Source organism: Rhodococcus sp. p52, assembly GCF_000763325.2.
Classification (GTDB): domain Bacteria; phylum Actinomycetota; class Actinomycetes; order Mycobacteriales; family Mycobacteriaceae; genus Rhodococcus; species Rhodococcus pyridinivorans.
The window spans coordinates 1,710,942-1,729,235 of the sequence record NZ_CP016819.1; the positions used below are offsets into that span (position 1 = coordinate 1,710,942).

General features: G+C 69.4%; 19 protein-coding genes and 1 pseudogene. 7 read left to right on the forward strand and 13 right to left on the reverse strand.

All coding sequences use genetic code 11. From position 1 onward, the window contains the following. Positions 1-23: 23 nt before the first annotated feature. From IM25_RS07890 to IM25_RS07905, 4 genes are all read left to right on the forward strand, one after another. A complete protein-coding gene (locus tag IM25_RS07890; RefSeq protein ID WP_033097939.1) occupies positions 24-1,316 on the forward strand; it encodes an aminotransferase class I/II-fold pyridoxal phosphate-dependent enzyme in 1,293 nt (430 codons plus the stop codon). A 309-nt stretch (positions 1,317-1,625) separates the two neighbouring features. Beyond that, complete coding sequence (locus tag IM25_RS07895) at positions 1,626-3,056, forward strand: hypothetical protein (RefSeq protein WP_065995931.1); 1,431 nt, start codon at positions 1,626-1,628, stop codon at positions 3,054-3,056. A 22-nt stretch (positions 3,057-3,078) separates the two neighbouring features. Beyond that, positions 3,079-3,651 (forward strand): HhH-GPD-type base excision DNA repair protein, encoded by a 573-nt coding sequence (locus IM25_RS07900; protein WP_033097970.1) that lies wholly within the window; start codon positions 3,079-3,081, stop codon positions 3,649-3,651. Next, complete coding sequence (locus IM25_RS07905) at positions 3,648-4,424, forward strand: trypsin-like peptidase domain-containing protein (protein WP_006552503.1); 777 nt, start codon at positions 3,648-3,650, stop codon at positions 4,422-4,424. The genes IM25_RS07900 and IM25_RS07905 overlap by 4 nt, the downstream gene beginning before the upstream one ends. A 21-nt stretch (positions 4,425-4,445) precedes the next feature. On the opposite strand, the gene IM25_RS07910 is transcribed toward IM25_RS07905, so the two are convergent. From IM25_RS07910 to IM25_RS07920, 3 genes are read right to left on the reverse strand one after another with little or no spacing between them, the layout of a single operon-like run. Then, positions 4,446-5,552, reverse strand: a complete 1,107-nt coding sequence (locus tag IM25_RS07910; RefSeq protein WP_065995932.1) for an LLM class flavin-dependent oxidoreductase — start codon at positions 5,550-5,552, stop codon at positions 4,446-4,448. Then, positions 5,552-6,397 carry a hydroxyethylthiazole kinase gene (gene thiM / locus IM25_RS07915; protein WP_006552501.1) on the reverse strand — a complete coding sequence of 282 codons (846 nt, stop codon included), beginning with the start codon at positions 6,395-6,397 and terminating at the stop codon, positions 5,552-5,554. The genes IM25_RS07910 and thiM overlap by 1 nt, the downstream gene beginning before the upstream one ends. A gap of 59 nt (positions 6,398-6,456) precedes the next feature. Continuing rightward, positions 6,457-7,353 carry a sulfurtransferase gene (locus IM25_RS07920; protein WP_033097937.1) on the reverse strand — a complete coding sequence of 299 codons (897 nt, stop codon included), beginning with the start codon at positions 7,351-7,353 and terminating at the stop codon, positions 6,457-6,459. A gap of 124 nt (positions 7,354-7,477) precedes the next feature. Between IM25_RS07920 and IM25_RS07925 the strand changes: the two genes are divergently transcribed. Beyond that, positions 7,478-8,167, forward strand: a complete 690-nt coding sequence (locus IM25_RS07925) for a GntR family transcriptional regulator (protein WP_065995933.1) — start codon at positions 7,478-7,480, stop codon at positions 8,165-8,167. Between the two features lie 4 nt (positions 8,168-8,171). Here IM25_RS07925 and IM25_RS07930 read toward each other — a convergent pair whose 3' ends face one another. Then, positions 8,172-8,753: a PadR family transcriptional regulator gene (locus IM25_RS07930; RefSeq protein WP_157126943.1), complete on the reverse strand. Its 582-nt coding sequence runs from the start codon at positions 8,751-8,753 to the stop codon at positions 8,172-8,174. Between the two features lie 131 nt (positions 8,754-8,884). Between IM25_RS07930 and IM25_RS07935 the strand changes: the two genes are divergently transcribed. Further along, the gene (locus IM25_RS07935; protein ID WP_065996496.1) at positions 8,885-11,119 is read left to right on the forward strand and encodes a DNA polymerase III subunit gamma and tau; all 2,235 of its coding nucleotides are present in this window, start codon (positions 8,885-8,887) and stop codon (positions 11,117-11,119) included. A gap of 33 nt (positions 11,120-11,152) precedes the next feature. On the opposite strand, the gene IM25_RS26715 is transcribed toward IM25_RS07935, so the two are convergent. From IM25_RS26715 to IM25_RS26725, 3 genes and pseudogenes are all read right to left on the reverse strand, one after another. Continuing rightward, positions 11,153-11,413 (reverse strand): PDDEXK nuclease domain-containing protein, encoded by a 261-nt coding sequence (locus IM25_RS26715; RefSeq protein ID WP_144376968.1) that lies wholly within the window; start codon positions 11,411-11,413, stop codon positions 11,153-11,155. Between the two features lie 239 nt (positions 11,414-11,652). After that, positions 11,653-11,754, reverse strand: a pseudogene (locus IM25_RS27440) (PDDEXK nuclease domain-containing protein); the annotation flags it as partial. Between the two features lie 35 nt (positions 11,755-11,789). Then, positions 11,790-11,933: a hypothetical protein gene (locus tag IM25_RS26725; protein WP_232333424.1), complete on the reverse strand. Its 144-nt coding sequence runs from the start codon at positions 11,931-11,933 to the stop codon at positions 11,790-11,792. 130 nt (positions 11,934-12,063) lie between these two features. Between IM25_RS26725 and IM25_RS07945 the strand changes: the two genes are divergently transcribed. Further along, positions 12,064-12,642 carry a DUF2231 domain-containing protein gene (locus tag IM25_RS07945; protein WP_033097936.1) on the forward strand — a complete coding sequence of 193 codons (579 nt, stop codon included), beginning with the start codon at positions 12,064-12,066 and terminating at the stop codon, positions 12,640-12,642. A gap of 79 nt (positions 12,643-12,721) precedes the next feature. Here IM25_RS07945 and IM25_RS07950 read toward each other — a convergent pair whose 3' ends face one another. Genes IM25_RS07950 through IM25_RS07975 form a run of 6 tightly spaced genes read right to left on the reverse strand, consistent with a single transcriptional unit; the run spans position 12,722 to position 18,218 of the window. Then, positions 12,722-13,141 carry a RidA family protein gene (locus tag IM25_RS07950; protein WP_006552495.1) on the reverse strand — a complete coding sequence of 140 codons (420 nt, stop codon included), beginning with the start codon at positions 13,139-13,141 and terminating at the stop codon, positions 12,722-12,724. 28 nt (positions 13,142-13,169) lie between these two features. Beyond that, a complete protein-coding gene (locus IM25_RS07955) occupies positions 13,170-14,768 on the reverse strand; it encodes a gamma-glutamyltransferase family protein (protein WP_033097934.1) in 1,599 nt (532 codons plus the stop codon). Further along, positions 14,765-15,121 (reverse strand): Rieske (2Fe-2S) protein, encoded by a 357-nt coding sequence (locus tag IM25_RS07960; RefSeq protein ID WP_019290278.1) that lies wholly within the window; start codon positions 15,119-15,121, stop codon positions 14,765-14,767. The genes IM25_RS07955 and IM25_RS07960 overlap by 4 nt, the downstream gene beginning before the upstream one ends. A 39-nt stretch (positions 15,122-15,160) precedes the next feature. After that, positions 15,161-16,615, reverse strand: coding sequence for an aldehyde dehydrogenase family protein (locus IM25_RS07965; RefSeq protein ID WP_065995934.1), 1,455 nt, complete (start codon positions 16,613-16,615; stop codon positions 15,161-15,163). After that, complete coding sequence (locus IM25_RS07970) at positions 16,612-17,835, reverse strand: NAD(P)/FAD-dependent oxidoreductase (protein WP_033097967.1); 1,224 nt, start codon at positions 17,833-17,835, stop codon at positions 16,612-16,614. The genes IM25_RS07965 and IM25_RS07970 overlap by 4 nt, the downstream gene beginning before the upstream one ends. Next, positions 17,832-18,218, reverse strand: a complete 387-nt coding sequence (locus tag IM25_RS07975; RefSeq protein ID WP_065995935.1) for a Rieske (2Fe-2S) protein — start codon at positions 18,216-18,218, stop codon at positions 17,832-17,834. The genes IM25_RS07970 and IM25_RS07975 overlap by 4 nt, the downstream gene beginning before the upstream one ends. Between the last annotated feature and the right edge of the window lie 76 nt (positions 18,219-18,294).

Here is an 18,294-nt window from a genome sequence, read left to right on the forward strand (position 1 = left end):
TGCACGGTGAAAGGTCCCTCCGCATGCCTACGCAGACCCAGTACGGGTTGATGAGCCATGAGGAACTCGTTGCAGAGCACGAGCGCCAGTCCGCCAACTACGAACGGTTGAAGTCGGAGAAGCTGACGCTGGACCTGACCCGCGGCAAGCCCTCGCCCGAGCAGCTCGACCTCTCCGCGGAGTTGCTGTCGCTGCCGGGTGCCGACGACTTCCGCGACGGCAGCGGCACCGACACCCGCAACTACGGCGGCCTCACCGGCCTGCCCGAGCTGCGCGCGATCTTCGCCGAGCTGCTGAACATCCCGGTCGAGAACCTCGTCGCAGGAAATAACGCGAGCCTCGAGATCATGCACGATCTCGTCGTCTGGTCGTTGCTGCACGGCACCGTCGACTCGCCGCGCCCGTGGTCGCAGGAGTCGGTCGTCAAGTTCCTGTGCCCGGCGCCCGGCTACGACCGGCACTTCGCGATCACCGAGTCGCTCGGCATCGAGATGATCCCCGTGCCGCTGCGCGAGGACGGCCCCGACGTGCGGTTCATCGCCGATCTCGTCGCGAACGACCCGCAGATCAAGGGCATGTGGGCTGTGCCGACCTACTCGAACCCCACCGGCGCGGTGTACTCCGAGGAGGTCGCCCGCGAGTTGGTGTCGATACCGACGGCCGCTCCCGACTTCCGCATCTTCTGGGACAATGCCTACGCGGTGCACCCGCTCACCGAGCACCTCGCGCCCGCGATCGACATCCTCGGTCTGGCCGCGCAGGCCGGTCACCCGAACCGCGTGTTCGCGCTGGCGTCCACCTCGAAGATCACCTTCGCCGGTTCGGGCGTGAGCTTCTTCGGCAGCTCCACCGAGAACCTCACCTGGTACCAGAAGTACCTGGGCATCAAGACCATCGGTCCCGACAAGGTCAACCAGCTGCGTCACCTGCGCTTCTTCCGCGACGCCGACGGTGTGCGTGCCCACATGGCCACGCACCGCGAGATCCTCGCGCCGAAGTTCGCGCTCGTGCGCCGCATCCTCGAGGAGCGTCTCGGCACGTCGAAGGTCGCGTCGTGGACCGAGCCCGAGGGCGGCTACTTCATCAGCCTCGATGTCGTCGAGGGCACGGCGGCCCGCGTCATCGCCCTGGCGAAGGAGGCGGGGATCGCGCTGACGGGTGCCGGTTCGGCGTTCCCGTACAAGAAGGACCCCGAGGACAAGAACATCCGCCTCGCACCGAGCTTCCCTTCGCTCGGTGAGCTCGAGAAGGCCATGGACGGTGTCGCGACCTGCGTGCTGCTGGCCGCAGCGGAGAAGGCGCTCGCCGACAAGTAGTGCGTGGGTAGGTACGCAACGCGAGGACGAGGCTCGCAACATCGGCAGTCACTGCCGGCGTTGCGAGCCTCGATTCTTTGTTGCGTACCTCCGCCGACAAGAATCTGCACTCCGGGTGTGAGTTTGTTCCCAGCCTGTGGATAAAGTTGTGCACAACACGTGGACGGGCGGTGGACAACTCGGATCGGTCCTGGTCGGGGCATTCTCGGTGCCCGCCGTCACCGCGACTTGCTTTCCCCTACCGACCTGACATACTCGCTGGTCAGGGTCGCCGCATACCGTGCGGCGGGTTCGGAAGTGGTGAGTGTGATGGAAAACCGCGCTCTCGTGAATTCCGGAGTCGGCGTATCGGCCGTCGGATCTGTCACGGGGTGTCTCGGTGTACTGAAGGTGTTCCTACTGGCGCTCGACATCGAGGCGGCGCCCGAGACGCCCCCGCGGGTCCCACCCGTCGAGAAGGTGGAGCCCTTCCTGCCGGCACGCATCGCCGAGCAGCCCGAGACGGACCACGGTGTGCGTCCGCCGTGCCTGCTCGCGTTCCGGCACGTCGTCGACCCGACACGACCGGAGATCTCGTTCGGTGCGTCGACGGGGTCGCTGCGTGAGGCGCCGGACACGACCCGACCGTATGTGGGACACCCCGCGACGTGCGTGTCGCTGTGGGATGTCCCCGGCCACGGTCTCGTCCTGGCGTTGGAATCGCTGTCGGACCACGGGTCGCCGCTCGTCGACTGGCGCAGCGACCCGCTGCAGGACCGCGACGGCGCCGGTCTGCGCCCGGTGCTCGGCGAGTTCCTCGCGCCCTTCGAACTGACCGCCGACGCCTGCCTGAACGACGTGTTTCCCGGACTGAACAGGCGGTTGTGTGCGCCGACGACCTATCAGCCCCTGCACGAACTCGTCGTCCACCGCCACCGGGGAGTCGGCGATCGCGAGGTCGCCGAGGGCATGGTCGTGGAAGTGGTCTCGAGCGGCGGCGAACGCGTCCGCTCGCTCGTCGACGGCCCGCGCATCGGACCGGAGGCCCGCGCGGCGGCACGGTCCTGGGGTGTGTTGTGGAAGTGGGACCGGGTTCCGCTGGTGGACCGGCCCGTGCAGCCGGGAGCCACCATCGCCGTGCGGGAGGACTCCGGTGCGGTTCTGTTCGACCTCGAGGCCACCGCCCTCGGCAGCGACTATGTCGGGCACGGCACCCGCGAGATGATCTACGGGCTCATCCCGTGGGTGGCGGTGCGGGCCCGGGCCTCCGCCGACTACTGGACGACCATGGAGCATCTGCGCCCCCCCGACGGGCTCGGCGGCGAGCGGCTGGCCACGGTCCTCGACGACATCGCGATCATGCAGGCGCGCCGGATGGAACGGGCCCTGCTGCGCAAGGAATCGATCCACGACGACCGGTTCCACTCGTGGACGCAACCCACCCAGCTGCGAGCACTCATGGCCGGCCGGGTCGCCGACGAGTTGGCCGAACTCGACGCGGAACTGTCCGAGGCCGTGGACATCGTCGAGCACGCCCTGCTGCGCAGTGCCGAGTTGCGCGGTGCGAGGCATACCCGCTTGGCCAAGGGCTGGTCCGCGGCGGCGTCGGTCATCGCCGTCGTGGCGTTGTTCGCCGCCCTGGCCGCCGTTCCGGACACCTCGCAACCGACGCTGTTCCCGCACTGGCTGCATGCTCTGACCACGTCGATCGCGCTCACCCTGGGCATCGTGATCGCGGTGGTCGTGTGGCGCCGCCCCTGACGCGCAGGGCATGATCGTCTGCATGTCCTCGACGCTGAACCTGGTCGGAGATCCCGACGCCGACGCACTGCTGGCCGAGAACCCGCTGGCGCTTCTCATCGGCATGCTGCTCGACCAGCAGGTGGCGATGGAGGTCGCGTTCGCGGGACCGAAGAAGCTCGCCGACCGTCTCGGCGGTCTCGACGTGTACCGCATCGCGTCGGCCGACCCCGACGAGTTCATCGCGGTGTGCGCGCAGCAACCGGCCGTCCACCGGTTCCCCAAGTCGATGGGACAGCGGATCCAGGCGCTGTGCGCGGCGATCGTCGAGGACTACGACGGCGACGCCTCCGCACTGTGGACGTCCGGCGACCCGGACGGCAAGGAAGTGCTGCGGCGGCTGAAGAAGCTGCCGGGCTACGGCGACCAGAAGGCACGTATCTTCCTGGCGCTGCTCGGCAAGCAGATGGGTGTGCGGCCCGAGGGATGGCGCGAGGCCGCCGGCGACTATGGGCACGAGGATGCGCGCCGGTCGATCGCCGACGTCGTCGACGAGCAGTCGCTGCGCGAGGTGCGCGAGTTCAAGAAGTCGATGAAGGTAGCGAAGAAGTCATGAGACGCGTCGCAGCGGTGTGCGGCGCCGCCGTCGCCTTCGCCGGGGGAACCGTGGGCGTGGCCTCGGCCGGCGGGGGAGACGACCGGGTCGTCCTCCGGCCCGGCGACGGGATCGTGTTCTCCGCGGAGCCGACACCGGGTTGGTGTTCGGTGGCGGCGGTCGGGCACGACGACGCGGGTCGGCTCGTCGCGATCACGGCGGGGCACTGCTACCAGACGGGATCGTCGCCCGTCTGGAAGGTCGAGGAGCAGCACCGAGGGCCGATCGGAACCGAAACGGACGTCGCGAGTACGGGTTCGGTCGATCAGCTGGGATTCCCCACCGACGAGATTGCCGACTACGCGGTGGTCCTGCTCGACGAGACCCGCGTGCGGGGATCGAACACGTCGGTGCCCAACGACCGGGGAGAGCGAGTCGTGCTCGAATCGGTCGCGGCGTTCGGCGAAGGCGAGCTGCCGGCCGGAACACATTGCGCGGCAGGGCGGAGCACGTCGGTGGCCTGCGCGACCGGCGATGTGCGGGTGGACGGGAACCTGATGTCCTCGCCGCTGCTCATGCGACCGGGCGATTCCGGCGGGCCGCTCGTGCGTACCGAGACGGGCGAATGGATGGGACTGTCGGTGGGTTACCGGTTCCCGCAGACCGCGGTCTCCGACGACCGGCAGGTTCCCGACACGAGGTTCGCCGCCTACCAGCGGGCCGACCGGATCCTCGCCGAGATCGACGCGCGCGACGGGATCGGCTCGGGGTTCCGTCTCGTCGACACCCCCTGACCGATCCCGCCCGCGTTACCGTCAGAGCTTCTCGAAACGTGGAATCAGGTGTTCAGCAACGTTTTTCGCCTCGTCGATGAGCGGCCATCCGGCGAGGATGAGGGAGGTCGGTCCGGTCGCGTCGCGCAGGGTGCGCACGTGGCCGGTGATCTCGTCCGGGTCGCCGACGTAGTAGACGGCCGACGATCCCGTGGCGAAGATGTCCAGCGGTGACCACGCGGTGATGCCCGCGTAGAGGCCGTCGCCGAGATACAGGTCCTCGGGTTCGGGCAGCTTGCCGGCGTTGATGGTGTCGACCCAGCCCTGCCGCTGCGCGTCGCGCGCGGTGAAGGTCTTCAGATCCTGCTTGCCGTGCGTGCGGCGGCGCACCGCCCGGTCGAGCACGTCCTGGATCTGCTCGATGCCGGCCTTCTCGAACAGCGACCGGAACCGTTCGAGTGCCTCGTCCCGATTCGGACGCACGATGACGCCGGACAGAGCGCCGAAATCGGTGTACTCGCGCCCCTCCGTTGCAGCGGATTCGCGTGCAGCGGTGAACTTCTCCGTGACGAACGAGGTCTCGCGCAGCATGATCAGGTAGGCGTCGAGCACCTTGCCGGCGTTCTGCAGACCGGCGGGGGAGGCGCCCGTTCCCCACAGCGGGACCGAGTGGTCCGCAGGAGCATCGATGCGCAGCGGGGTGTTGGGGAAGTTCGACGCGGTGCCCTCGGCATAGATGCGCCGGAACTCCGCCCAGTACTTCTCACCGAGCTCGTACCGACGGTCGTGCTCGACGTTCATGTCGTACTTGGTGAGGATGTTCTCCCGGCCGTTGACCGAGTTGATCATCAGGCGACCGCCGCTGAACGCGTCGAAGGTCAGGGCCTTCTCGGCGAGCAGTCGCGCGGGCGTCATGTTCGCGTAGATCGCGACGAGGAACTTCATCCGGCTGGTGTGCGCCGCAGCCCAGGTCGCCGAGATGAAGGGGTCGTTCGGCCAGGTCGCGACGAGCGCACCTTCGAAGCCGCCGTCGTCGATGGTCTTCGCGAGTTCGATCTGCCGCTGCCCGTCCACCGGGTACAACCCGCCGGGACTCCAGGGGTAGTCGCCGTCGGCCTGGGTGAGATACCAGAAGGTCTTGATGGGCATTACTTCGTGTCCTTCGAGGGGAGTTCGAACGGTTCGACGCGGGCGCGGGCGCGCAGCGTGCCGGCGTCCACGGCGAACAGGGCGTCGAGGTAGGCGACGGCGAAGGAGCCGGGGCCGGTGGAGTTCTCCTCGGCGATCTCGGACGCCACGGCGACGTGCGTGTGGGCGGCCGCGAGGCCGACGAGAGGGGTCTCCGCGACCGCGAGATAGGCCGCGACGAGTCCACCGAGGGAGCATCCGGTGGAGGTCACGCGCGGCAACATGGCGCTGCCACCGGCGATGCGCAATCCGACGATCCCGCCGTCGCGGTCGCGGCCGACGAGGTAGTCGACGGGACCGGAGGCCGACACGGCGTCCGCGCGGTCGAGCAGCGCGAGCGCGGCAGGCACGGCAGCAGCGGCCTCGTCGGCGCTGTCGACGCCGCGCGTGTCACCGCCCAGACCGGCCAGCGCGATGATCTCGGAGGCGTTGCCGCGGATCGCGGTGGGACGGAACTTCAGCAGGTCGGCGGCGAGCGAGGTGCGCCACGCCAGTCCGCCCACGCCCACGGGATCGAGGACCCACGGGGTGCCGGCGTCGTGCGCGGCCTCGGCCGCGCGGGTGAAGGCCACCGAGGTCTCGTCGAAGGGCGTGCCGAGGTTGACGAGCACTCCACCGGCGATGCGCGCGAAATCGCCTGCCTCGTGGGCGTTGTCGATGTGCGCGTTACTGGCGCCTGCGGCGAGCAGTACGTTGGTGAGGAAGTTGGCCGAGACGATGTTGGTCAGCGAGTGCACCAGCGGCGTCTGCGCGCGCAGGGCGTCGAGGGTGACGGCGAGATCATCGACGGTGGGGGTCGTGGTCACGGGAGATCCTGTCGGGAGGAGGGGAGGGGACGAAGCCGGTCAGGATCGCGGACATCGCATCATGCGTCGCCCTTCCCTTCTCCGAGTGTCCGCACGGGGAGTGCGGGGTCGGCGGTCCACTCCTCGAGGGATCCGTCGTAGACGGCGATGTCGTCGTGGCCCGTCCGGACCAGTGCGAGCGCCACCAGACAGGCCGAGACGCCGCCACCGCAGTAGAGGATCAGGGGCCGGGAGGTATCGGCGAGGGCCTGCTCGGCCAGCTCGGCGATCCGATCGGTGCTCCGCAGGACGCCGTCGGCGAGCAGGCTCTTGGCCGGCAGGTTCCGGCTCCCGCCGATGTGCCCGCGGCGCGCGTAACGAGTGGTGGCGGTGCCTGCGAACTGCTCGGCGTCGAGCGCACAGACGAGGGTGCCCGGTGCGTCACCGGACACCACGGCGAGCACGTCGTCGCGATCGCGCCACAGGCCGTGGTCGGGCAGCCCGGTCCGGGATGTGGTGGCAGTGCGCTCGGCGGCGTCGCCGGTTTCTACGGGCAGGTCGAGCGCGGTCCAGCGGGCGAAGCCGCCGTCGAGGACGCGGGCGGAGACACCGATGTTGCGCAGCATCCACCACAGCCGGGACGCCCAGGTCATGCCGCCGTCGTCGTAGATCACGAGGTCGGTGTCGGGGGTCACGCCGAGTTCGGTCAGGGCGGCCGCGAGGTCGTCCGGGGCGGGGCGGGAGAAGTGCAGGTCGGTGCCGGGGGCGCTGAATCCGCCGAGCAGGTCGGCGTGGACGGAGCCCGGGATGTGCGCGGCGCGCCAGGTCGCGTAGCCGGATTCCGGACGGTAGTCGCCGTCGAAACGGGGCTTCGGAAAGGTGACCGTGGCGTGCAGGACCGTGTGGGCGCCGGGGTCGCTCGCGAGCTCTTCGGCGCTGATCAGCACCTGTTCGTCCCGGAAAGCCGCCTCGGTCACGCGTTGGGTCCTCTCGTCGTGTTCGAGGAGCGACGCTAAACGACGAATAACGTATACGCAAGTATTCGTAAGTCCACGGTGGCATAATCGGCGCACGTAAACGGCATGCCTACGGAGGGTGTAGATGACCGAGCAGGACGCGACGGCCGAGCTGGAGAGCTCTCTTCTCGTCGAATCGCCCACCGGGCGCGACGACCAGACCTCCAAGCAGTACCTGCGCCTGCGCTCGGACATCCTCGCGGGGAAGTTCCCACGCGGCGCCGCTCTGCACGAGACCCAGCTCAGCGAGACCTACGGGGCGTCCCGCACCCCCATCCGCGAGGCGCTCAACTGGCTCGCGCACGACGGTCTGCTCGAACGGGCCAGTCGCGGCTTCCGGGGGCGTTCGGGCACCCCCGAGGACGTCATCGAGATCTATGCGGCGCGCGTCGCGCTCGAATCCGAGGCGGCCGGCGCCGCGGCGATCCGGCACACCGATCTCGACATGGCCCGGCTCGAGCGACTGCACGATTCGTGCTGCTCAGCCACCGACGACGGCGCGGTGCGCATCGGGAACTTCCGGTTCCACGAGGCGCTGTGGCAGGCCGCGCACAACACGACGATCACGACATTGCTCGTGCGTCTGACCACCCAGCTGCGGATCTACGACTCCGGGCCGCCGTCCAACTACGGCGAGCCCGATCTGCTCAACCGGGAGCACGCGCAGATCCTCGACGCCTTGCGGGCGCGGAACGAGTCCGCGGCCCGCGAACACATGCGTGCTCATCTCGAGCGCAGCCGCGAGCAGCGCATCCGCCTCTTCGCCCGCGGCTGAGCCTTCACTCCTGATCGGACGTGTCGATGTCGCCGGCGAGGATCCGGTACAGCGACTTCTTGGCTCCGGTGAGGACCGCGTGTGCCGCGGCGACCTCGGCGTCGGAACCGCCCATCGCGACCGACCGCGTCGCGACCTGCAGTTCGCGCAGTGCGAGTCGCAGGTCGGGGGCGTCGGAATCGGGATCGTGAGCGGCGAAGGGGTCGAGGAGCTCGTTTTCCGGATCGTCGATGTACGTGCGGCCCGCATCCGTCAGTGAGACGAGCTTGCGTCCGCCCTCCTTCTCGACGGTGACGAGTCCTTCGTCCTCGAGCTGGGAGATCGTCGGGTAGATCGCGCCGGGGCTGGGGCGCCAGGCGCCGCCTGTCCGTTCGGCGATCGCTTCCATGAGCTGGTAGCCGTGCATCGGTTCGGTGCCGAGCAGGCGCAGCACGGCCGCGCGGACGTCGCCTCGCTGTGCTCGGCCGCGTCGTCCTCCTCGCGGGCCGCCGTGTCCCCGTCCGCCGCCACCGCGGTGCGGGCGGAAGCCGGGTTCGTCGTGCGGGTGGTGTCCGCGACGGCCGCGGGGATGTTCGTGGGTTCGCATCTGTGCGTCTCCTTCTATGTCGATACGGTCACGATAGATCTCGATATATCGTTAACGCAACAGTGGTCTCGGCCACAGATGTCAACGGACCGACCTCCGTGCATGTCGGGAGCCGCCGGTACGCTCGGCGCGTGGCTCTGTACCGGAAGTATCGACCTGCGACCTTCGCGGAGGTGGTGGGGCAGGAGCACGTCACCGTGCCCCTCAGCACGGCGCTCGACACGGGCCGCATCAACCACGCCTACCTGTTCTCGGGTCCTCGTGGATGCGGCAAGACGTCCTCGGCGCGCATCCTCGCCCGCTCGCTCAACTGCGAGACCGGCCCCACGTCCACTCCGTGCGGAACGTGCCGGTCGTGCGTGTCGCTCGGCCCGGGCGGTGGAGGCAACCTCGACGTCACCGAACTCGACGCCGCGAGCCACGGCGGTGTCGACGACACCCGCGAACTCCGCGACCGCGCGTTCTACGCTCCAGCCGAATCGCGCTACCGCATCTTCATCATCGACGAGGCGCACATGGTCACCACGCAGGGCTTCAACGCCCTGCTCAAGATCGTGGAGGAGCCGCCGGAGCACCTCATCTTCGTCTTCGCGACCACCGAGCCCGAGAAGGTGCTGCCCACCATCCGGTCGCGCACGCACCACTATCCCTTCCGGCTCCTCGCTCCCACGGCGATGCGGGGTCTGCTCGAGCAGATCTGCGGCCAGGAGAACGTGCCGGTCGAGGACGCGGTCTATCCGCTGGTCATCCGTGCCGGCGGTGGACCCCCCCGCGACTCGCTGTCGGTGATGGACCAGCTCCTCGCCGGTGCCGGCCCCGAGGGCGTCACCTACGAGCGCGCCCTGTCGCTGCTCGGCGTCACCGACGTCGCTCTCATCGACGAGGCCGTCGATTCGCTCGCGGCCGGCGACGGCGCGGCGCTGTTCGGCACCGTCGAGAAGGTCATGGACGCCGGGCACGACCCGCGTCGCTTCGCCGTCGACCTTCTCGAACGGCTCCGCGATCTCATCCTCATGAAGTCCGTCCCCGACGCCGCCGAGCGCGGACTCGTCGACGCACCCGGCGACGTCCTCGAGCGGATGCGCGACGAAGCGACCCGCCTGGGCCCGGCCACCCTCACCCGCTACGCCGAGATCGTGCACGCCGGGCTCGGCGAGATGCGCGGTGCGACGTCGCCGCGTCTGCTGCTCGAGGTGATGTGCGCGCGCATGCTGCTCCCCGCGGCGTCCGACGCGGAAACCGCTGTCCTGCAACGCCTCGAACGACTCGAGCAGGGCATCGTCGCAGCCCCGGCGGGAGGGGTCGCGCCGAAGCCGGTGGCAGTCCCCGCCGCGCCTGCCGCACCGCCCATCTCGCCCGACGAACCCGCGGCACGTTTCCAGCGTCCCTCCCAGCGCCGGGCAGCGGAGGCGGCGCCTGCCGCACCGTCCAACGAGACTGCTCAGCCCCGCGAGACTGCTCAGCCGCAGCCGGAAGCTGCCCAGCAACCCCCTGCCCAGCAGGCACCGGTGCAGCCCGAACCGGCCCAGCCGGCACCTGCCCCGACACCGCCTCCCGCCGCCGCGCAACCTCCCGTCGTCCCGGAGGCTCCACAGCCGCAGAGTGTGCCCGACGAGGTTGCCGCGCAGGAGGTTCCGCCGCCCGCCCCCGAGGAGCCGGTTGCTCCCGAGCCCGAACCCGCCCGCGCGGCAGGCGGTCCCGACGCAGCCCAGATGCGGGGCGTGTGGTCGGAGGTGCGCGCGAAGGTCCGCGAACGCAGCCGCACCGTCGAGGTGATGCTCTCGGGCGCCACCGTCCGATCGGTCGACGGCACCCGCGTCGTGCTCGTGCACGACTCCGCTCCGCTCGCGAAGCGACTCGCCGACGCGCGCAACGCCACGGTCATCGCCGATGCGCTGAAGGCGGTCTTCGGTGGAGAGTTCGAGGTCACCTGCGTCCACGGATCCGCTGCTGCGGAGGCGCCTGCCAGAACCCCGGCGCCCGAAAAGAATTCGCGCCCGGCGGGTCAACCGCGTTTCTCCCGGCCGAGCCAGGCGAAGAATGCCGCGCCGCCCGCACCCGCCGAAGCCCCCGCCGCGCCGCAGCGACCGGCGGCCGCACCGTCGGCTGCCCCGACGTTCACGCGTCCGTCCGTGGAGAGCGTCGACGACATCCCGCCGCCCGAAGCCCCCGACCTTCCCGACGATCCGGGCCCGGGCTACGACGCACCGCCGCCCGACCCGTCGCAGATGACGGAGGCGGACGTCGAGGAGATGTTCGCCGAGGCCGCCACGCCCGGCGACCCGTCGACGCGCCGCGATCCTGAAGAAGTCGCGATCGAACTGCTCAAGGACGTGCTGGGAGCGAAACCGCTCGACGAGAAGTAGTCGTACCGGGCCTGGAGTTGCCGACGAACGGTGTCAGGTCTGCAGGTTGTCTCCGTCGGTGCGGTCCGTCGTGAGCTCGTCCCAGGTCGCATCGACCGCGTCGGCGAGTTCGCTGTCGGTAGGCACAAGTTCGCGGATGGGTTCGGGCAGGGTGTCGTAGGTGTAGTTCGCAACCGCCAAGGGAGCGGTCGTGCCCGCGAGCGAATAGCGCACCACGTGGTCGTTGCGCCCCGCGCACAGCAGGATCCCGATCGTCGGTGCGTGCCGGTCCGCGACTCGCAGGTTCTCGTCCACCCAGGAGACGTAGAAACCGAGTTTGCCGGCGTACTCGGGCTCGCTTCGAGTTCTCGTTCCGCGGCCCGCTCGTCGAGATCGAGGAAATCGAAGATGTACGGGCCGCGGACGAGTTGCTGTGCGAGGTCGGAGTCCTGTGGAGGAAGATGGTCCGGAAAATTCGACGGCGCGGCACCTACACGGCGATGTAACTGCCCGACGATCTGATGAGTCAGAACGTGACGCGACCACCCGTGTTCTGCTGCGCGAGCTGCGTACCAGTCGCGAAGCTCTCGGTTGTCGAGCTTGTCGAGAAGGACCGTCACATGTCCCCATGGCAATTGTGCAACAGGCTGTTGCACTATTTCCTGGGCCAGGCGTCCGCGAAGGACCGCATTTAGAAGAGATTGCGGCGCGAGAGACCGCGCATGTGTGGAAACTCGGAGCGCAGGTCCCTGGCCAGTTGGTCGACGAACCTGTGCTTCGAGTTCGTCCAGGAATTGCGGATAGTCCTCGGGAAGCCGATGGTCTTCTCGGTCACGGCCACATGGTGCCCTCGGGATACGACAGAAATACGAATGCCGCCGTCGTCATGGCCAGCGATCGAAGGGTGCCGTCGCATCGCGCTCACCCGGCGATTCGTATCTGTTGCCGACGGGTATCGCCTCATCATGAACCTGCACGAACTCCTGCGCGCCGTCGAATCGTTCGACGCTGTGGATCGGCCCGCCGAGCGCATCGCGCAGCGCATACGGCGAGTCCTCGACGGCTCCGTCGTCGACGACCTGCTCCGAGGTTCCTGGCTCGGACACCCCGTCCATCCGCTCCTCGTCACCGTCCCGATCGGGTCGTGGGTGTCCGCGGCGGCGTTGGACGCGCTGCCCGGGCAGCGCACCGCGTCCCGGCGACTCGTCGCGTTGGGACTGGGCGCGGCGGTCCCGACGATCGTCACCGGCTACACCGACTTCTCCACCCTGGAGGATGCCCCTCAGCGCAGGGTCGGTGCGGTGCACGCCGTGTCCAACGCGATCGGGGTGATCTGCATGGCGACGTCCTATCGCGCGCGACGTGCCCGCCACGACCGGGCGGGGACGATGTGGACTTTGATCGGTCTCGGCGCGGTCGGAGTCGGTGGCGCTCTCGGCGGTCACCTCTCCTACGCCCAGGGTGGCGGAGTGTATCGGTGGCAGCGACCGTCCGAGAGTGTCGATCTTGCAGCCGAACTCGAGGACATCGGCGCCAAGCGCTGAGCACTCGTCCCCGAGGTTCACAACCGAGAAACGAGGCTCACAACCCTGATGGTCGACCACCAGGATTGTGAACCTCCGTCTATCCGCACACGGCGGTCAGCGCGATCTCGAGCGGTGCCCCGCCGGGCAGGGTGTGGACGCCGACGGCGGTGCGCGCCGGTAGCGCATCCACACCGAGTTCGCGTTCGATCAGGTCCGACGCGCCGTCCGCGACCACCGACAGATCGACGAAACCGGGCGCGCTCGCGACGTAGACGACCATCTCGACCGGCCGGAACGACGTGCCCTCCGGCAGCGTCGCGCGGATCGCTGCCAACGCGTTGCCCACCGCGACGACCGCGGCGGCCCGGGCCTGTTCGACGGTGACCTCCGCGCCGACCCGTCCGGTGAGGATCAGCTCGCCGTCTCGCCGTGGGGTCATGCCCGCCGTGCGGACGGTGTCGCCGGCCAACACGGCCGGGACGTATCGCCCCTGCGGACGCGGTGCGACAGCGGTCACATCAGTGGACACCCATGGCGAAGCAATGTCAGAGGACACCCAGAGCCACCCCCTCCTGTCGTGGATCGCTGCCGCCGGAGAGCACCCCGCGGTCGTCGATCGAGATCACCTGCGCGCTGCCCTCGGCGTCGAGTGGTTCGAGCACTTCCACCAGGTGGCCGAGTTCGCGCAGTTCGTCGCACACGCCGTCGGCGACGTCGCCTTCGATCCGCAATGCGGTCGGTTCGCCGAGCACGTTGGCGTCCGATCCCGGGAAGACGGTGAAGCGCGGCGCCGAGACCGCCTCCTGGGGGTCGAGACCGTGGTCGAGCAGGTGCGACAGCAACTGCATGTTCCACTGCACCTGGCCGTCGCCACCGGGCGTGTTGCCCACATGCCGCAGCTCCCCCGCCGAGTCGGTGACGATCCACGCGTTGAGTGTGTGCAGGGGCTTGCGGCGCGGCGCCACCTCGTTCGGATGCCCGTCGATCAGGTAGGCACCGCGACCGAGCCGGTTGTTGAGCACGATGCCGGTGCCGGGCACGGTGAGCTTCGCTCCGAAGGTGAACGCCAGCGAGTGGATGAACGACACCGCCCGCCCCTCGGAGTCCACGGCGACGAACGACGTCGTGTCCCCGGCGGAGACGGCGAACGCCTCGGCCGGTGCACGCCCGTCGATCCGTGCGCGACCGGCTGCGATGTTCGCGGGATCGAGCACCCGTGCGACCCCGTCGTTGTCCGACGAGCACCAGCGGAGCCTGTCTTCGAAGGCGACGGTGGCCGCGCGGGCCATCCGGTCGATCGATGCCGCGCCGAGCACAGGGTGGGTGCCGAGCGCGTCGTCGCACAGGGCGGCCTGGTGCAGCACCATCCATCCCGGTGTGGGGAGCGGGGTCTGGTGCACGACGTGACCGGCATAGCTGCCGGTGAGCGCCGCCTCCGCGTCCACTGACGCCCCGGCCTGCCATTCGTCGCCGCTGAACGGTGCTCCGCCCCCCTGCAGCGCAGCCACGCAGCGTTCGGCGAGCGTGCCGGTGTAGAACGATGCCGGATCCTCGGCCAGGGCACGGATCGTGCGGGCCAGATCGGGCTGGGGAAGCACGTCGCCGAGGCGCGGGACCCGGTCGCCCGGTGCGTACACCGAGGCGAGTCCGGCGTCGCCGCGGATCGCATGCAGAGCGGTCTGCACGTCGGTTCGGGTCTTCGCCGAGCACGGCAGGCCGCTCTCGGCGATCCGGGCTGCCGGCGCCCACAGCTCGGGCAGCGACCTGCTCGCTCCCCGCCGGTGCAGTGCCGCCAGCGCGGCGGGGGCGCCGGGAACGGCGACGGCGAGCGCCCCGTCGAGCGGGATCGTGTCGAGTCCCCGTGCCCGGTAGAAATCCTGTGTACCGCCGTCGGGTCCGTAACCGCTGCCGTTGACGGTCCACACCGACCCGTCGGGCTCGCGGACCACGGCGAACGCGTCGCCGCCGATGCCGCACTGCCCGGGCAGGGTCAGCCACGTGACCGCTGCCATCGCCAGGGCCGCGTCGACGGCGTTGCCACCGTCCTCGAGGACGCGGACCCCGGCGAGGCTCGCGAGCGGATGACTCGACGCGACCATGCCTCCGGTCGCGACCGTCGCCGGTCGTGTCGCGCGCCGACTCATGCCGACCGCATCCGACGTCGACGGGGTCCTTCCGGCGGCTCGGCGGGGGCGATCCCGACGAAGATCTCGCCGTCGCGCTCCTCGCACGGATAGGTCTTGATGGGCTCGGTGGCCGGCGGGCAGATCGGCTCACCGGTCTCGAGGTCGAATGCGCTTCCGTGGCAGGAGCATCCGATGCCGTCCTGGACGAGCTTGCCGGACGACAGCAGGCAGTCGAGGTGTGAGCAGTAGTTGGACGTCGCGTACGCCTTGCCGTCCAGTCGGGAGATGGCGAACTCGTAGTCCTCGGCGTAGAACCGGCGGACGATGCCTTCGGGCACCTGCCCGGATCGGGCCACTCGCTTGAACTCCATGGTCTTTCCTCCAGGCTTGTCGAGGGTCGGTGTCGCCGGTCAGGCGTCGGGGGACAGGTAGACGGTCTTCTCGGACTGGTAGAACTGCATGAGCGTGGGGCCGGCCTGTTCCTTGAAGGTCTGCGTGCTCGACTGCTTGTAGCCGCCGAACGGCGCGTTCATGGCCATTCCCGTCGTGGGCTGGTTGACCTTCACGAGCCCGGTCCGCGACCCGGCGATGAAACGCTGTGCAGCGGACAGACTCCGGGTGACGACCGAGGCGCTGAGCCCGAAGGCGGTGTCATTCGCCAGAGCCAGGGCCTCGTCGAAGGAGCCGGCGCGCTGGAAGGCCAGGACCGGGCCGAAGATCTCGTCGGTGAGCAGGCGCATCCCCGGGGCGGTATCTGCGAACACTGTGGGCCGCACGAAGAATCCGTCTCGCAGCGCGTCGTCCTCGCATCGCACGCCGCCGCACACGAGCCGTGCGCCTTCGTCCGTGCCGATGATGACGTACTCGAGGAACTTGTCGAGCTGACCGCGACCCGCGAGCGGGCCGACATCGACGGCGGCACCCGAACCTGGTCCCACCCGCAGTGCGAGGGTGCGTTCGGCGACCTTCTCGAGCAACTCGTCGTGGATTGCGTCGACGGCGACGACCCGGCTGGTGCCGGTGCACGCCTGGCCCGACAACCCGAAGGCGCCCTTGACGATCAGTGCGGCTGCGGCGTCGAGGTCGGCGTCGGCCAGCACGACGACGGGATTCTTGCCGCCCATCTCCAGCTGCACGCGCCGGTCGGGGCCGACGCTGCGGTGGATGGCGCGTCCGACCTCGGTGGAGCCGGTGAAGGTCACGGCCGCGACCCGTTCGTCGCCGGACACGGCCGCGCCTGCCTTGCCGTCGCCCTGGACGAGTGCGATCGCGCCGGGCGGCAGACCACCGGCGAGGAGGGCCTCGACGAGTCGCTGCCCCATCAGCGGGGTGATCTCGGACGGCTTGAACAGCACCGTGTTGCCGGCGGCGAGCGCCGGACCGAGCTTGCGGGAGGGGATGTTGAGCGGGAAGTTCCACGGTGTGATGGCACCGACGATCCCGATCGGTTCGCGCACGGTGTAGATCGTCGTGGATCCGGGGGCCGGGAAGGTCGCACCGGTGGCGCGCAGTGCCTCACCTGCGTAGAAGCGCAGGTTCATGGGGGTGCGAGTCACCTCCATCGACGCCTCGGCGCGGGTCTTGCCCTCTTCGCGGATCAGTTCGTCGACGAGTTCGGCCGAGTGTGCGGCGAGGTGGTCGGCGGCTGCTTCGAGGATCGCGGCGCGGCGTTCGGGCGGGGTGGCGGCCCATTCGGGCGCGGCCTTGTCGAGAGCATCGACGGCGTTGCGGACGTCGATGGCGTCGGAGTCCGGGAAGGTGCCGATCAGATCGGTCTCGTCGGCGGGGGTGCGGCGTTCGAAGACCGCGCCGGAGGCGGCCGGTACCCAGTTGCCGTCGATGTGGTTCAGTCCGGTGATCGTCATGCGGGCTCGACCTCCTCGTACATCTCCCACAGATCGGTGTCCTCGTCGGCGAGCAGCGCTGCGTCGACCCTGCGGCCGATGAGTTCGCGGGCCGCCATGATGTCCTCGCCGCGGTCCATCGCGAAGGCAGCGGTCAGAACGTCGCCGGCGAGGTAGAAGACCGAGAACTCTCCGCTGTCGGTGTCACCGCGGACGACGAGTTCGGTTGTTCCGGAAGCCGATCCGGCGAATTGGATGTTGGTGTCGTACTGATCGGACCAGAACCAGTGCGGGTCGTCGGAGAGCGACTGCCGCCCGACGATCGCGTCGGCGACGACCGCGGCTTGGCGGTTCGCGTTGTCGAAGTGTTCGACGCGCACGTGCCGGCCTTCGCGCGGAGAGAACCGCTTCGCGACATCGCCTGCCGCGTAGATGTTCTCGACCGAGGTGCGCCCGGTGGCGTCGACCACGATCCCGCCGTCGACGGCGAGTCCGCTCGCCGCCGCGATGTCGGTGTTGGGGACGATGCCGATGCCGACGACCACGGCGTCGGCCTCGACGATCCCGGTGGTGGTCTCGATCCGCACGCCATCATCGGAGGTGGTCACCGAGGCGACGCCCGTGCCGGCGCGCAGGTCGACACCGTTGCGGTGGTGCAGTTCGGCGCAGTGCCGGCCGACCTGCTCGCCGAGGATGCCTCCGAGGAGGTGTTCGGCCTGTTCGAGGACCGTCACCGTCACGCCGAGAGATCTTGCGGTCGCTGCGATCTCGAGTCCGATGAAGCCGCCGCCGACGATCGCGAGACTCGAACCCGGGGTCAGGCGGGCTGCGAGGGCGGTCGCGTCGTCGAGGGTGCGCAGGTAGTGGACGAGATCGGGCCGGGATCCGGTGGTGGTGAGGGTGCGGGGGCGTCCGCCCGTGGCGAGGACGATCGCGTCGGCGGCGATCTCGCCGCCGTCGAACTCGACGGTGCGGGTCGCGGTGTCGATGCGCTGAACCGACACACCCGTTCGGATGTCGATGTCGTTGACGTCGAGCCACTTCCGGGTCAGCAGTGCGAGGGAGTCGACTCCTTCGCGGCCTGCGAGGAATTCCTTCGACAGGGGTGGGCGCTGGTAGGGGGCGTGCTGCTCGTCGCCGAGCAGCACGATGCGTCCGTCGAAGCCGCGGCGGCGCAGGGTGCGTGCGGCGACGGCGGCGACCTGGCCGGCGCCCACTGTGACTACGGTGCGAACGGTCATGCCGAGCACTCCTTTCCGGATGCGGCCTGTGCCGGACGCGGGGTGGGGTCGACGAGGACGGTCTCGTCGCGCACGAGGACGGGATAGACCGGCTGGCAGAGGGCCTGGTCCTCTTCGTATCCGGTCTCGAGATCGAAGCGCCACTGGTGGCCGGGGCAGATGACCCGGCCGTGCAGGAGCGTGCCCTTCGCGAGCGAACGGTCCTGGTGGATGCACAGGTCGGCGAAGGCGTAGATGCGGTCGTTCGCATGGAACAGTGCGATCGCGAGGCCGTCGACCTCCACGCGGAGTTTGCGGCGGCGGGGCACCTCTTTCACCGTGGCGACGGCGACCCAGGTCGGGGACTCCGCGGCGGTGTCGGTGCCGGCGGTCCCGCTGCCCATGATTTCGGTGGACATGCTTCTCCTTCGCTCGTGTGCGAGACCGGGAGCGGAAGCCGCGAGCGACTTCCGCTCCCGC